The sequence below is a fragment of the Uliginosibacterium sp. TH139 genome (assembly GCF_002855595.1).
GTDB classification, from domain to species: Bacteria; Pseudomonadota; Gammaproteobacteria; order Burkholderiales; family Rhodocyclaceae; genus Uliginosibacterium; species Uliginosibacterium aquaticum.
Genome location: NZ_PKRR01000005.1, coordinates 111,543 through 124,753 on the forward strand (window position 1 = coordinate 111,543; position 13,211 = coordinate 124,753).

The following is a 13,211-nucleotide window of genomic DNA, read 5'->3' on the forward strand; positions in this document are numbered from 1 at the left end:
TATGCACCTTGTGCACGCCGGCTCGAGTCTAAACAGCGACCTGCTCCAACGCAGCCGTACCAAGGGGTATGCCAGATACGCTCAGAACACGCCGGGCAGGCTATCCACCGGAATCTTTGTCTGGATATTCACCAGCACCAGATCGATACCGATCACCAGCCATTCATGGCCGGGGTGCGCCGGCAGGCGCGCCAGCATCTGCGGACTGACCTGTTTCTTGGCAATCCCGGGCGGCAAGGGTTTGCCCTTGGCGAGCCGGTTGTGCATGCCCGGGGGCAGCGACTGATAGGTACCCGGTCGGATGCCGACATCGCGGGCGATATCACCTGCTCCGCCCACCGAGATGCCAGCCGAGATGCTGATGGAGACAGCATCACCACCGCCATCCTTGGATTTGCCCGCCTTGGCTGGTTTTCCGCCCTGGCTGTAAGCATCATCCTGCGCATGAGGATTGCCATGACCTTCCTTTTTGGCCGCAGCCGGCAAAGCCACTATCATCATTGAAGTCAGCACAAGGGCCAGCACGGCTTTCATTGCCCTTCTCCTTCACAATAAATTTCAGTTTCACGCCCAAGCACCATGCAGATCCGCAACCTTCACAGCACACCCGCCATCGAAAAGCCCATCCATGACGGCAAGGGCAAGGCGCTCAGCCGCAAGCTCTTCGGGGCAGAGGATCTCGCCTCGGGCCTGCGCTACATCGCATTTACTGAATTGCCGCCCGGCAGTTCCATCGGCGAACACGATCACCAGGATGCACGCGAGGAAGTGTATGCAATCCAGTACGGTGAAGGCCTCTTGCGCATCGATGGTGAAACGCGCCGCGTGAAGGCTGGAGACGTAATCCTGACCAAAATCGGCCAGAGCCACGGATTGGAAAACGACAGCCAGGAAACCCTCGGCGTATTCGTGTTCTGGGCCCTGTAGGCCTGCCTCAGACGATGTATCCCTGCAAGCGCGACTCGATCAGACGGGGGTTATCACCGTGGGCAATGCCGATCAGGCCATCGATGATCATCTCGCGCACAGCCACCAGATCGGCCACCGTGGCCTGCAACTTCTTGGCGACCGGCAGGAAGATCAGATTGGCCGAACCCACGCCGTAGATCGTAGCCACAAAAGCCACGGCAATCCCTGCGCCGAGCTTTGAGGGGTCGGAGAGGTTCTCCATCACGTGGATCAGACCCATCACCGCACCGAGGATGCCAATGGTGGGAGCATAGCCACCAGCGGCTTCCCAGATCTTGGTGGCGCGTTTCAGATCCGCTTCCCAGGCAAAAACATCCACTTCCAGCACTGCGCGGATGCGCTCAGGCTCGACGCCATCGACCAGCAACTGCAGGCCTTTGCGCACGAAGGGATCAGGGTGCGGATCAATGCGCGATTCGAGCGCCAGCAGGCCTTCCTTGCGCGCCACCCCACTCCAGGCCACGACCTGGGCGATGATGTCCGGTAAATGCGGCAGCGGGGGCCTGAAAACCCATTTGACCATCTGCAGGCCAGTGCGGAAGGTTTTCCAAGGGCTTTGCAGCATCACGGCACCGAGAGTGCCGCCGATCACGATCAGGAAGGCTGTTGGCTGCACCAGTGAGCCGATATGCCCGCCCTCGAAGATCTGGCCCAGAACGATGGCCAGCACGCCCAGCAGGAGACCGGCAATACTGACCAGATCCATGCTCGCTCAGTCTCCCGCTCAGGCCGCAGCGGCGCGGCGCTGACGCCCACGCCCAGTCTCACGCCCCCCCGAGATGCGCGAACGCAGACGGGCAATGGCCTGGCTGTGAAGCTGACACACCCGGGATTCGGAGACGCCCAGCACCTCGCCGATTTCACGCAAGTTCATGTCTTCCTCGTAGTAGAGGCCCATGACCATCTTTTCGCGATCAGGCAGATCCTCGATGGCCTGGATGAGAATCTTGCGCATGTTGGCGTCCTCAAGCAGGTTGAGCGGATCAGCCCCTTCACCGACGATATGGCGCTCGAGGAAATCATCCTCATCGTCATCGCCGAAGTCCTCGAAATAAACCAGCTGGTAGCCACGCGCTTCCTGCAGCATCTTCTGATACTCGGGCAGCTGCATGTCGAGCAGTGCAGCAAGTTCGCCCTCGGTGGGCTGGCGGCCATGCTGCTGCTCCAGGGTATGCACCGCACCTTCGATGCGCCGCATCTCGCGGCGCAGGCTGCGTGGCAACCAGTCGTTTTCACGCAGGCCATCAAGCATGGCGCCACGGATGCGCTGCACGGCATAAGTCTCAAATTGCGCGCCGAGCCCTTCCTCATAGCGCGTAATGGCATCCAGCAAGCCCATCATGCCGTTCTGGATGATGTCTTCCACCTGCACGCTGGCCGGCAGTTTGGCCATCAGATGGTAGGCAATCCGCTTGACCAGCGGCGCATAGCGCGTAATGAGCTGGTTCTTGTCCAGTGTTCCAGCTGCGTTGTACATGGCGACCTCTTTCCTTCGGTTCGATCCAGGCTCTGTGCCGCTCCCGGAGATTGCGGCGCCTGAAAGCTCTTTGTCACCATTGTGCAGACTTCTGCACGCCGTGACGGCTGGAAAAGCCCAGTGTGTTCCGCCTTATTCCATCTTCGTCGGCGCGGTTTCTACGCATCACACGCGCCCCGGCCCCTTGCCATGCAAGCGGGTGGCACCGCTTGTAGTCTGGACCAGCCGCTCGATGAAAGCATCGGCACTTTCCCCAGTCTCTCGGGCACGCTCGCGCAAAGCCTCACCGAGACTCGAAACTGGCTGCAAAGGCAGCTCCAGCCTGTTCAACGCCGTCTCGCAGAAGCTCGTCAGAAGCCCTTGCTCACGAGGCCCCGGGGGCTGCGTGAAACACACCGACACATGTCGCTCGCCACCGGCCTGACACAGACGCTTGAGACTGGCATAGGCAGTGGTGATGGACATCGGCTGGGCATCCAGCAGCAAAAGCAGGCGCGGCGCAGCAAAAGCCAGCGCCGAGAGGCTGCGCAACTCAGCCGGCTGGGCCACGATCACCCATTCATCGTGCCCGGCACGCAGACCACGCAGCTGTTCGATAGCCCGCTGATTGAAGATGCGCTCGCTCCCCAACTGCTCGACCAACGCCGCCACCTGCGCGATCTCCAGTCCGGGCTGGGCTTCAACCAGGCAGCTGGAAGCCGGCATCAAGCCCTCCACCGCCATGCGCAGATCGAAGCGCGGATTACGCCCCAGGCAGTCACCCATGTTGCCGGCGGCCAAGCGCTCTTCGAGCACCAGCAGACGTAAGCCGCTCTCAGCCCTCACCCGCAACTGCGCAGCCAGCCAGCGGCTGGCGCCACCACCACAGGGCAGCACCGCCAACACCTCGGGCGGCGCCGCATGCAGCAGGCGGCGCAGGCCGTCGGCCTGATCGACCTGGCGACTCACCCTGGCAGCACGCTGCATGATGTCATTCATCGAAAGCCTCCTCCTGCGTTGGCTCGCTGCTGGCTGCTGCTTTCCGGCGTGGCCGCCATCAGCATGCAGGCGTCGAGCGATTCGAGCTTGTAAGGCGAATCTGCCTTCAACTCACGCAAGGCGCGGTGCACCAGATAACCCCGGTTGGGCAGATGCAGATCCTCGGGCACCCGCTGACCATTGGCCACGTAATACACCTGGAGTTCGCGGCGCATCGCCACATCCAGCACCGGCGCCAGCGAAGCGGCCTCATCAACCTTGCTCAGGATGCATCCCGCAAGATCCGGGCCATCGTAGGCGGCCACCACGTCATCCAGTGTGTCACCCCGTGAAGTGGCATTCAGCACCAGCAGGCGTCGCACGACACCGGCTGAGGTCAGCATGGAAGCCTGCTCGACGACCATCTTGTCGCGCTGGCTCATGCCCATCGTGTCGATCAGCACCATGTGCTTGTTGCGCAGATCCTGCAGGGTCTGGCGCAGGTCGGCCGCATCGCGCACCACGTGCACGGCCACGCCGAGGATGCGGCCATAGATGCGCAGCTGCTCATGCGCGCCGATCCGGTAGCCATCAGTGGTGATCAGAGCCAGCTTGTCGGCGCCGTGGCGCACCACGCAGCGTGCGGCGAGCTTGGCGGCGGTGGTGGTCTTGCCCACCCCAGTGGGGCCGACCAGGGCGTAAACGCCACCGCGCTCGATCAGGTCGGCATCGCTATCGACCAGCTTGAGACGGCGCGCAAGGCGGTTGCGGATTTCGTTGCGAACCTCGCTCGCGCCGAGCTCGCCATTGACCCCCTCGGTCAGGTTGCGGGCCAGCTTGGCCGAAAACCCGGATTCGAGCAGTTCGCTCATCATCTGGGTGCGTGCCGGCGCCTGACGCGACAGCTCACTCCAGGCAAAGCCCGCCAACTGGCGCTCCAGCATGCCTTTGATCGAGCCAAGCTCCTCGGCCATGCGGGCGTTGGAAGCCTCCAGCGCATCGATGTGAGCATCACGCTCGATCTGCCCGATCGGTGCGGCCAGACGGGGGTTGGCAGGCCTGGCGGCAGGCTGGGAACGTGGCTCTTCGCGGACCGGGGCCACAGCGGCCGGCTCGCTCCAGGGCTCACCATTGGGCTGCACACGCGGCGGCGTGAAGGGACGCACATCAAGCTGACGCCCGACCGGCTCATCGGCACGCCGGGCGCCAAGATCCGCTTCAAAGCTCGCTTGCGGGCGGCTGCGCGGCGGCAGGCTCTGGGCGGCGTTCTCACGCGAGAGACGGGCAATATGCTGACCGAGGGTGACCGTGAAATCGTCCTCTTCTTCGGCTTCAACACGCTGCGTCGCTGCTCTGGCGGGCGATCGCACTGCCGGCGCAGCCACGGGGCGCGAAACCGGAGCCGAGGGCTGTGGAGCACGAGCCTGCTGCACGGTGGCGGAGAGTTCCCCCATCTGCTCGGCCGGCAGGGCAACAATTTCCACCCCGCCCTCCACCGCACGATTGGACAACACCACGGCATCCGGCCCCAGATCCGCCTTCAGTGCCGCCAGCGCCTCACGCGCCGTTTTCCCCACATACCGTTTGACCTTCACCATGACGCCACCTCCGCTTGCCAGACCCATCCGGGAAACGCATGAACGCGGTTTCCACGGCTGGATTATTCGCCCTGTGGGAGGCCGGCAAGAAAGGGAACAAAACGGTAAAAACGCGGCAATTCGGCGGGGTGAATCGGCAATTTCTGCCAGGGCGCAAAGCCTTGTAGGAAGCGGTCTTACACGACTTCCGGATGGACGCCCGGAGGCCGGAAATCAGTCGCGCAGGATCTTGCGTAGATTACGCATATTGCTGCGCGTCCAACCAAGATGGCGGTAGAACTCCAGCGCCGGGGCATTGTCTTCGTCAGCCAGCAGTTGCAGCCGGCTCATACCACGCCGGCGCGCCCAGGCTTCGGCCCCATCGAGCAGGCGGCGGCCGATGCCGGCACCGCGCCAGCCTTCGCGTACCACCAGATCCTCGACCAATCCGGCCGGCCCGCCCTCGGCAGTAGAGATCAGGCTCTGCACCGAACAAAAGCCGACGACCTGGCTTTCATCGGCAATACTCTCCTCGGCCACCCATAGAAGAATGTCCTCACGCGGCAGCATCAGCTTGAGGGCAACCAGCTGGCGGCTGGCATCGGCGGCGAAATCCTTCTCGATGGCAAACAGCTGCGCCAGCAGGGCGGCGAGCTCAGGCAAGTCTGAAAGTTGGGCGGGGCGGAACTTGAGGCTCATGAAGCGGGGGATGTTGAACTGCAAGGCGCGGAGGATAAGCCAGAGCAGCGCAGAAGCAGCGTAACTATTTGGCAACAATGGGTGAGTTTCCGCCGATCCGCGATGAGCGTCACTGCCTTGTCACTCCTCTGTATCCAGTTCAAAGCCTGGCCGGCGCGGCACCGTCAGCGGATCACACACGATCGGGCGATAAATTTCGACCCGGTCACCGGCACGCAGCGGTGCATCCAGCTTCACCGCTTTACCGAACACGCCCACGCGCTGGCGGGCAAGATCAATCTGCGGATACTTCTGCAGAACGCCCGACACATCAATGGCTTCCTGTACCTTCGCGCCCTCCGGCAACTCGATATGCTGCCAGGACTGGACACCCGGCTCATGGTAGGCAACGGCTACTTTCATGACTCTCTCCTTTTGGCGTGAAAGTCGCAGCGCGACTTCTTGAAGCATCCCGCATCCGTTCAGGAGGCAGGCTCAGGACCAAGAAGCTGTTTCCGCTCTTACTGCGAGGCCGTGATCAGGGCTCATGCGCGGCTCGGAGCCCTCATTTATCAACATAAACTCCGGCTCCTGCGCGCTGCTTTTCACCCTGCTGACAGCCTCTCTACGGATCGCGAACAGCTTCTAAGAAACACACTCAGGCGCAATGTGCTGCGGGCGCCGGGCATGCGGGTTTGGCCACGCGCTGGTCGATCAGGCGCTTCACAGCCAGCAGCCCCCCGAGCACCAGGAAGCCGCCCGGTGGCAGGATCATCATCAGCACGCCACCGTAGTCCGGGATTACCTTCACTTCGAGGAAGGAAAAAGCCGGCCCGAGCAGCAGACTGGCCTGGGCGAAAAGCGTGCCGCTGCCAATCAGCTCGCGCACAAGGCCCATCACCGTCAGCGCCAGAGTGAAGCCAAGCCCCATCGCCAGACCATCGACGGCCGAGGCGACCACGCCATTCTTGAAGGCGAAAGCTTCGGCGCGGCCGAGAATCGCGCAGTTCACCACAATCAGTGCGATGAACAGGCCCAGCACCTTGTAAAGCTCATGCAGCCAGGCGTTCAGCGACATATCGACCAAGGTCACCAGGGTCGCAATCACCACCACGAAGACCGGGATGCGTACCTGATCCGACACAAAATCGCGGATCGCCGAAATCAGCATGTTGGAGATCACCAGCACCGCTGTGGTTGCCAGGCCCATGCCCAGCCCGTTGGTGCCGGAAGTGGTCACCGCCATGGTCGGGCACATCGCGAGAAGTTGGGCGAAGACCACGTTCTGGTCCCACAGCCCGTCACGAAACAGCTTCGAGAAACTCTGTGTCTGACCACTCATTTGGCTTCTCCCGAAATTTCCGCGCGGTGCGCGGCGTAGAACTGCAGACCTTCCTTGACAGCCTTCACCACCGCACGCGGAGTAATGGTGGCGCCCGCAAACTGATCAAACTCGCCACCATCCTTCTTCACGGCCCAGCGTGCGAGGGACAGGTTTTCGAGCGACTTCTTTTCAAAAGCATGAATCCAGTCGCTCTTGGCGACCTCGATCTTGTCACCCAAGCCCGGTGTTTCGGCATGCTTCAACACCCGCACGCCCATCACCGTACCGGCCGCATCCACACCAATCAGCACCTTGATTTCGCCAGCGTAGCCACGTGCGCTGTAGTCGAACACCGCCGCCGAAAAAGCCCCCGCCTTGCGACCGCGATAGACCGTACGGCTCACGCCCTGATCCGCCACACTCAGCGTATCGGCGAGCAAGTCGTTATCGGCCAACCCTTCTGGCAGCACCTGCAGCAGCGAAACCTTGAGGTCGTCACGCGCAGCCTGCTCGATGGCAGGCAGCGTCACGAGATTGGCTCCAATCAGTGCGGCACTCGTCATCAAGGTAAAGAAGCCAAGTAAGGCGCCGTGATAGGGAATCCGCTCGCGGAGGTTTTCCAGGGTGAGCAGCATGCTCATTTCTCCTTGTTCAGCTTGATGGGGTTGCCACGCCAGTCGCGGCCGTAGATGCGCGGCTGACACAGACGGTCGATCGCCGGCGCCAGGGCGTTCATCAGCAGCACAGCAAAGGCCACACCTTCCGGATAGCCGCCATAACTGCGGATCACCCAGGTGAGGAAGCCACAGCCAGCACCGAAAACCAGTTGCCCCGCACGCGAGGAAGGCGAAGTCACGTAATCGGTAGCAATGAAAAAGGCCCCCAGCACGGCCGCACCCGACAGCAGGTGGGCTCCGGCATCCAGGTAGCGCGCAGGATTCACGGCATGGCCGATCAACGCCGGAATCGCGATGCCCAGCAACATGGCCAGCGGGATATGCCAGCTGATGATGCGCATCGCCAGCAAGGCGAGGCCGCCAGCCGCGAGCAGCACGATGCCGGTCTCGCCCATGCTGCCGGGGCGCTGCCCGGAGAAGCTCACCGGCAATCCCTGGGCGAAGGTCTGCAGCAGCGTGACACCGCGCGAGAGCTCCGTCTTGGCCTGGCCCAGCAAGGTGGCGCTGGTATAAGCATCGGGGATGCTGCCACCGAAAGTGATCGACAAACTTTCGACCAAACCCGGCGAAGCACTTTGACCACTCGGGCCGACCCAGGCCGTCATCACCACCGGGAAGGACACCAGCAGCGCCACCCGCGCCACCATGGCCGGGTTGAACAGGTTGCAGCCGAGGCCCCCAAACACCTGCTTGCCGACCACCGTCGCGAACAGGCCGCCGACCACGCCGATCCACCAGGGCGCCCAAGGTGGCAGGGACATCGCCAACAGCCAACCGGTAAGCAGCGCGGAGCCATCGAGCAGCGCGGGGCGCACCAGCTTCTTCATCAGCACAAGGCACGCCGCTTCGCCGGCCAGGGCCGAGGCTACGGTGAGCAGCCACAGACTGATTGCGGGCCAGCCAAAGTACCAGAAGCCACACAGCGTGGCCGGCGCCAGCGCCAGCATGACCTTCAGCATCACGGAGCTGACACTGGAAAGTTCCTTGGCATGCGGCGAGGCGGCAACGGATGGCAGGGCGGTGGAAATCGGACTATTCATGGACCTCTCCTTGTGTCATTCCGCTGCAGCAGCGGCTTGCGCAGCTTGCTGGGCAGCACGCTCAGCCTTGCGTCGAGCAGCCGCTTCGGCACGCTCGCGCGCCTCGCGTTCGAGGCGTGCAGTGCGGGCCTGGGCCAGGCCCTTGGTGAACTCGTTGCGCTTTTTCTGCTGGGCTCGTTTCCATAGCTCGCCCTTGGCGTGATAGAAGGCATGCACCAGAGGAAGATGCGATGGGCATACGTAGGCGCAGCAGCCGCACGCGAGGCAATCGTCGAGCTTCTGTGCATCGGCCCCGTCGTAATCCCCGGCCTTCACCCGGGCCGCAATCTCCAGCGGCAAAAGCCCCATCGGGCAGGCCGATACACAGCTGCCGCAACGAATGCAGGGCGAAGGCTCCGGCTTGGCGATCTCGGCAGCGCTGAGGGCAAGAATGCCGCCACAGCCCTTCACGGTCGGCACCCGAGCATGCGGCAGAGCGGCCCCCATCATGGGTCCGCCCATCACCAAGCGTGCCGGCGTTTCTTTCAGGCCAACGAAAGCCAGCAAGTCCTCAACCATCACACCGATCGGCGCGAGCACATTGCCCGGATCCATCACCGCGCCACCATTCACGGTGACGATGCGCCGATACAAGGACTCGCCGTGGCGCAAGGCCCGGTGGATCGCCGCACAGGTGCTGACGTTATTGACCAGCACACCCACCGTGGCGGTACGCGCGCCGGCCGGCACCTGCTTGCCGGTGAGCACTTCCACCAGTTGGCGGTCCGACCCCATCGGGTAGCGCGCCGGCACCGGGCAGATGCGGATGGCATCGAATGGCTCGGCGGCAGTGCGCATCGCGGCAATCGCTTCGGGCTTGTTGTCTTCAATCCCAACCAGCGCGCTGGCCGCTCCGGTGGCATGCATCAAAATGCGAATGCCATCAACAACCTCCTCAGCCCGCGCCCGCATCACGCAATCGTCACTCGAAAGATAGGGCTCGCACTCGCCGCCGTTGATGATCAGGGTCTCGACCGCATGCTTGCGCCCGAGCTGGGCCTTGGGCGCCGACGGGAAGGTGGCTCCGCCGAGGCCGACAATACCGGCCGCTGCGATCTGGCGTGTCACTTCGTCCGGCGCCAGGCTCAGCGGATCGGGCATCTCGCTCGCGGGCAGCGCCTGATCTTCGCCATCGCAGGCAATCGTGATCGCATCGAAAGGCAGGCCGGAAGGATGCGGCGCAATCACCGGTCCGATGGCCGTCACCACGCCGGAAGTCGGCGCATGCACCGGGGCCGATACGTTGCCTTGGGCTGAAGCAAGCAGCTGGCCGCGCAGCACCTTGTCTCCCACCGCGACAACCGGCTTGGCCGGCGCCCCCACGTGTTGCAGCAAGGGCACGCACAGCGTGGCAGGAATCGGCATCACGCGCAGCGGCACATCAGCGGCCGGTCGCTTGTGATCGTCATGCGGATGCACCCCCCAGCGCACGCCGGTGATCTTGTCGAGAAAGCCCATGTTTCGGTCTCCGTTCAGGCAAAGGCGGGCTTAGCCCAATTCCAATCTTTCAACTGTTGCGGCAACGGCCGCAGCACGATGGCGCCCGTCGGGCATAGATCCATGCAACCGCCGCAGCCCGTGCAAGCCTCGTCGAGCACGCCATGTATCTGCTTGGCCGCCCCCACGATGGCATCGGTCGCGCAGCCCTTCAGGCACTTGCCGCAACCGATGCAGATCTCTTCAGCCACTATCGCCACCTGTGGGCCTGGGTCCTCCAGCCCGTCAAGACTCAAGGCGATGCCCAGCTTGGCTGCAATGGCCTGAGCCAGCGCCACCCCGCCGCCGGGACAGACCGTGGCCGGCGCCTCACCGCGCACCAGCGCTTCGGCGGCTGCGGTGCAACCGGCGAGACCACACTGGCCGCAGTTGGTGCCGGGCATCATTTCGGCCAGCTCCACCGCCACGCTATCGGCTTCCACCGCAAACACCTTGGCGGCGTAGCCCAGCAACAGGCCCAGAAAGAGTCCGAGAAAAGTCAGGCTCAGGATTCCGATCATGTCTGTCTCCTCAGGCGAAATTCAGACCGGCAAAGCCCATGAAAGCCATGGCCAGCAAACCGGCGAGTACGAAGGTGATCGGCACGCCATCAAAGGTGTCAGGCACGCGCACCAACGCCAGGCGCTCACGCAGGCCGGCAAACATCACCATCACCAGCACGAAGCCCAGTGAGGAGCCGAAGGCATACACCAGCGTCTTCACGAAGCTATTGCCCTCCTGCACGTTGAGCAGGGCCACGCCCAGCACCGCACAATTGGTAGTAATCAGCGGCAGGTAGATGCCTAGCGCGCGATACAGCGCCGGCATGCTCTTCTTGATCACCGCTTCGATGAACTGCACGGTGGCGGCGATCACCACAATGAAGGTCAGGATGCGCAGGTACTGCAGGCCGAAGGGCGAGAGCAGGAAGTGATCAAGCACCCAGGCCGCGGCGGAGGCCACGGTAATCACGAAGGTAGTCGCCATGCCCATGCCAAGCGCGCTGTCGAGACTCTTCGATACGCCCATGAAGGGACATAGGCCGAGAAACTTCATCATCACCACGTTGTTCACCAGCGCGGTCGTTACCAGCAGGATCAGGTATTCGCTCATGGAGCTGTTTCTCCCGGAATCAATGTCAGGCTGGCAAACACACGCTTGCATCCAGCCCCTGGTCGCTGTGGTGCATGAGCTGTGCCAGGCCGGTGCGCGGAGCACCGCAACGGTGCCCGTCCCCCTTCTGGCAGGGGCTTTCAGGTCTCTCTACAGGTGCTCAGAACCGATGTCGGACTCTGTCGGGGATACGACAAGGCGACAAACGGATGCAACAAAGCCTCTACGCAAACACCCGACTTGAGCAGGCTCAAGGAATGCGCAGCAGCCCATCGTGCAGGGCATGAAATCTGCATCAAGAGGCATGAACGCAACGCAAAGGCCCGCCATGCCCCGCTCCAGGAAAACGCCCACCCCCTCCCCTGCCGCCGGCATCCCGGCGGATCTGTTGCAGGCCGCTGTCGAGCAGGCGGACATCGCCATCTCGATCACCGATCCGCATGCCACGATCCAGTACGTCAACCCGGCATTCACCCGGCACACAGGCTTCGAGCTGGAGGACGCGGTGGGCAAGCCTCAGTCCATTCTCGCCAGCCACACCACGCCGCGCCCGGTGTATGCCGCGCTGTGGGAGCAGATCGCCAGCCGTCAGCCCTGGCGCGGCCGCCTCGTGAATCGCCGCAAGGATGGCAGCCAGTACATCGCCGATCTGACGATCTCGCCGCTGCTTGATGACAACGGCAACATCGTGCATTTCCTCGGCCTGCATCGCGACATCACCGAGATGCATCGCCTCGAGTGCGCGGTACGCAACCAGAAAGCCCTGATCGAATCCGTGGTGGACACCGCGCCAATGGTGCTGGCACTACTCAACATGGAAGACCGGGTTCTGCTCGACAACCACGCCTACAAGGCCCTCACCGCCGATCTGGGCATGACCGAAGCGGCCAGCGTGCTGCTCGAGGCCGTGCGCCACGAGATCGGCAGCGGCTTTGGCCCCTTCAAGCCAGGCGCCATGGCCTTCACGGACCAGCAGGTGCGCCTCGATCATCCGCAGTGGCGCAACCCACGCTGGTACAACTGCTCGGGCACCTGGCTCACCGCCACCCCTGACAGTGCCGATGCCTTCTTCGATCCCAAACCCCTGCCCTGCCTGCTGCTGGTCGCAACCGATGTGAGCCGCCAAGTGATGGAACAGGAGAAGGCACGCGTAGCAGCCCTGCACGCGCTGATGGCCGATGAAGAACGCGAGCAGAGTCTGCGCGAGAGCATGACGGCGGCGGTTTACCAGATGGAGGGGCCGCTGAACGTGCTCGAATCGGTGGTGAACCTGATGGGCCGGCGCGGGTGTGATCCCACCCAGGCAGCCCTGGTGGAAGCCCTGAAGGCCGGCCAGAGCGCCCTTGAAGCCTTGCGCAGCGCGGCGCCGGCGCCTACCAGTGCGGCCCTCAGCCGGGTCAATCTGAACGAAGCGGTGCGCGATGTACTGGATCTTTCGGCACAGAAATTCCTCGCCGCCGGCGTCAGCGTGAGCTGGGCACCACAGCTCGTGCTCCCCAGCCTGCAGGGCTCGCCAGCGCGCCTGCGCAGCCTGCTCAAGGCGCTCATCGACAATGCCATCGAAGCCATGAACAGCAAGGGCTGGCAGCTGCGCGAACTCTCCATCGCCTCCCATGCGGATGCCGAATGCATCGAGATCACGGTTGCCGACAGCGGCCCCGGCCTCGCGCCCGAGTTGTGTCTGAAAGCCTTCGAGCCTTTCTGGAGCACCAAGAAGGCTCATGGCAAGCACCTCGGCACCGGGCTCTCGTCAGCGCAGCAGGTCGCCGTCGATCACGGCGGCGGTATCGAACTGGGCAGCGGGCCGCAGGGCGGTTGCGTCGCCAAACTGGTCTTACCGATCAAAAGAGGTAGCGGGTACTGAGGACTGAGTGGAGCCGGCTC

General features: G+C 63.2%; 15 protein-coding genes. 2 read left to right on the top strand and 13 right to left on the bottom strand.

The genetic code is table 11. The annotated features are described in order from the left end of the window. Positions 1 to 81: 81 nt before the first annotated feature. Positions 82 to 534 carry an anti-virulence regulator CigR family protein gene (locus C0V76_RS13115; protein ID WP_101942948.1) on the bottom strand — a complete coding sequence of 151 codons (453 nt, stop codon included), beginning with the start codon at positions 532 to 534 and terminating at the stop codon, positions 82 to 84. Between the two features lie 45 nt (positions 535 to 579). On the opposite strand from C0V76_RS13115, the gene C0V76_RS13120 reads away from it, so the two are divergent. Continuing rightward, on the top strand, positions 580 to 927 hold the full coding sequence (locus C0V76_RS13120) for a cupin domain-containing protein (protein WP_101942950.1): 348 nt from the start codon (positions 580 to 582) through the stop codon (positions 925 to 927). A 7-nt stretch (positions 928 to 934) separates the two neighbouring features. Here C0V76_RS13120 and C0V76_RS13125 read toward each other — a convergent pair whose 3' ends face one another. The 12 genes from C0V76_RS13125 to rsxA all read right to left on the bottom strand — a co-directional run bounded on the left by C0V76_RS13125 (position 935) and on the right by rsxA (position 11,327). Continuing rightward, entirely contained in the window at positions 935 to 1,675 is a 741-nt protein-coding gene (locus tag C0V76_RS13125) for a flagellar motor protein (protein WP_101942951.1), read from the bottom strand. 18 nt (positions 1,676 to 1,693) lie between these two features. Continuing rightward, entirely contained in the window at positions 1,694 to 2,446 is a 753-nt protein-coding gene (locus tag C0V76_RS13130) for an RNA polymerase sigma factor FliA (protein ID WP_101942953.1), read from the bottom strand. 165 nt (positions 2,447 to 2,611) lie between these two features. Further along, the gene (locus C0V76_RS13135) at positions 2,612 to 3,424 is read right to left on the bottom strand and encodes a hypothetical protein (RefSeq protein ID WP_101942954.1); all 813 of its coding nucleotides are present in this window, start codon (positions 3,422 to 3,424) and stop codon (positions 2,612 to 2,614) included. Continuing rightward, positions 3,421 to 5,001, bottom strand: a complete 1,581-nt coding sequence (gene flhF / locus C0V76_RS13140; protein ID WP_254048241.1) for a flagellar biosynthesis protein FlhF — start codon at positions 4,999 to 5,001, stop codon at positions 3,421 to 3,423. The genes C0V76_RS13135 and flhF overlap by 4 nt, the downstream gene beginning before the upstream one ends. A gap of 213 nt (positions 5,002 to 5,214) precedes the next feature. Further along, complete coding sequence (locus C0V76_RS13145; protein WP_101943195.1) at positions 5,215 to 5,679, bottom strand: GNAT family N-acetyltransferase; 465 nt, start codon at positions 5,677 to 5,679, stop codon at positions 5,215 to 5,217. Between the two features lie 120 nt (positions 5,680 to 5,799). Beyond that, the gene (locus tag C0V76_RS13150) at positions 5,800 to 6,081 is read right to left on the bottom strand and encodes an RnfH family protein (RefSeq protein WP_101942955.1); all 282 of its coding nucleotides are present in this window, start codon (positions 6,079 to 6,081) and stop codon (positions 5,800 to 5,802) included. Between the two features lie 235 nt (positions 6,082 to 6,316). Beyond that, entirely contained in the window at positions 6,317 to 7,000 is a 684-nt protein-coding gene (locus tag C0V76_RS13155; RefSeq protein ID WP_101942957.1) for an electron transport complex subunit E, read from the bottom strand. Further along, positions 6,997 to 7,617 carry an electron transport complex subunit RsxG gene (gene rsxG / locus C0V76_RS13160; protein WP_101942959.1) on the bottom strand — a complete coding sequence of 207 codons (621 nt, stop codon included), beginning with the start codon at positions 7,615 to 7,617 and terminating at the stop codon, positions 6,997 to 6,999. Before rsxG ends, C0V76_RS13155 begins: the two co-directional genes overlap by 4 nt. Before the next feature lie 2 nt (positions 7,618 to 7,619). Further along, positions 7,620 to 8,699, bottom strand: coding sequence for an RnfABCDGE type electron transport complex subunit D (locus C0V76_RS13165; protein ID WP_101942961.1), 1,080 nt, complete (start codon positions 8,697 to 8,699; stop codon positions 7,620 to 7,622). Positions 8,700 to 8,714: 15 nt separating this feature from the next. Then, complete coding sequence (gene rsxC, locus C0V76_RS13170) at positions 8,715 to 10,196, bottom strand: electron transport complex subunit RsxC (RefSeq protein WP_101942962.1); 1,482 nt, start codon at positions 10,194 to 10,196, stop codon at positions 8,715 to 8,717. A 14-nt stretch (positions 10,197 to 10,210) separates the two neighbouring features. Beyond that, positions 10,211 to 10,735: an RnfABCDGE type electron transport complex subunit B gene (locus tag C0V76_RS13175; RefSeq protein WP_101942963.1), complete on the bottom strand. Its 525-nt coding sequence runs from the start codon at positions 10,733 to 10,735 to the stop codon at positions 10,211 to 10,213. Positions 10,736 to 10,745: 10 nt separating this feature from the next. Then, the gene (rsxA, locus tag C0V76_RS13180; RefSeq protein WP_101942965.1) at positions 10,746 to 11,327 is read right to left on the bottom strand and encodes an electron transport complex subunit RsxA; all 582 of its coding nucleotides are present in this window, start codon (positions 11,325 to 11,327) and stop codon (positions 10,746 to 10,748) included. Positions 11,328 to 11,655: 328 nt separating this feature from the next. Between rsxA and nifL the strand changes: the two genes are divergently transcribed. Next, complete coding sequence (gene nifL, locus C0V76_RS13185) at positions 11,656 to 13,191, top strand: nitrogen fixation negative regulator NifL (protein ID WP_101942966.1); 1,536 nt, start codon at positions 11,656 to 11,658, stop codon at positions 13,189 to 13,191. Positions 13,192 to 13,211: the final 20 nt, after the last annotated feature.